Source organism: Dietzia cercidiphylli, assembly GCF_014145145.1.
Taxonomy (GTDB): domain Bacteria; phylum Actinomycetota; class Actinomycetes; order Mycobacteriales; family Mycobacteriaceae; genus Dietzia; species Dietzia natronolimnaea.
Genome location: NZ_JAALEA010000494.1, coordinates 1 through 1,221 on the forward strand (window position 1 = coordinate 1; position 1,221 = coordinate 1,221).

Genomic DNA, 1,221 nt, shown 5'->3' on the forward strand with positions numbered 1-1,221 from the left:
ATCTGACGCACCACGTCTCGTGAGGGGCGGTCCGGCGAAGTCGCCGGACCGCCCCTCTGACATTTCTGCAGGTCGGTCCGACGAGGTTCGTTGCGATACATTACTTATCGGTATGTAACGAAGCACGCACTCCGAGCGGTAGTTTACAGTGACCGTGGCCACAGATGATGGCTGCAGTGAGGAGTGGTGACGTGGGTATCGAGATATCTGTTGAGGGACTGACGAAGTCCTTCGGATCGCAGAAGATCTGGGAGGACGTCTCGTTCACCCTTCCCGAGGGGGAGGTGAGCGCGCTCCTGGGTCCGTCCGGCACCGGCAAGTCGGTGTTCCTGAAGTCACTCATCGGCCTGCTGCGACCCGAGCGCGGCCAGATCATCATCGACGGCACGGACATCCTCCAGTGCACCGCCAAGGAGCTCTACGAGATCCGGAAGCTGTTCGGTGTCCTGTTCCAGGACGGCGCGCTCTTCGGCTCCATGGACCTCTACGACAACGTGGCGTTCCCGTTGCGCGAGCACACCCGCAAGTCGGAGAGCGAGATCCGGGACGTCGTGATGGAGAAGCTGGAGCTCACCGGTCTCACCGGTGCGGAAGGCAAGCTCCCGGGTGAGATCTCCGGCGGTATGCGCAAGCGCGCCGGCCTCGCCCGCGCACTCGTGTTGGACCCCGAGATCATCCTGGTCGACGAGCCCGACTCGGGTCTCGACCCGGTACGCACCACCTACCTCGCACAGTTGTTGATCGACATCAACGCCCAGATCGACGCCACCATCCTCATCGTGACGCACAACATCAACCTCGCCCGGACCGTGCCGGACAACCTGGGCATGCTCTATCGCAAGAAGCTCGTCATGTTCGGCCCGCGCGAGGTCCTCCTGACGAGCGAGGAGCCCTCGGTCCGTCAGTTCCTCCGCGGTTCCAAACTGGGTCCGATCGGCATGTCGGAGGAGAAGGACGACGCGCAGATGCGCGAGGAGCAGGCGCAGGCCGACGCCGGCCACAACGACGGCTCCCCGGGCGAGGACGAGGTGACGGGGGTCCCGCCGCAGATGCAGCCGACCCCCGGCGGCCCCGAGCGCAAGGGGGAGATCCGCCGTGAGAAGCGCGTGGCCGAGATGATGGACACGCTCCCCGACAGCGCGCAGGAGGCCATCCGGGCCGAGTGGGCGTCCCGCGGCCACGGCGGCAACGGCACCGGCGGCAACGGCACCGGCACCGGCG

The 1,221-nt window shown here is 65.8% G+C and carries 1 protein-coding gene; it reads left to right on the forward strand.

Annotation, left to right across the window (positions count from 1 at the left end):
• Positions 1–191 precede the first annotated feature (191 nt).
• Positions 192–1,221 (forward strand): ABC transporter ATP-binding protein (locus tag G6028_RS16180; RefSeq protein WP_338404258.1); only part of this gene is annotated, 1,030 nt, incomplete at its 3' end.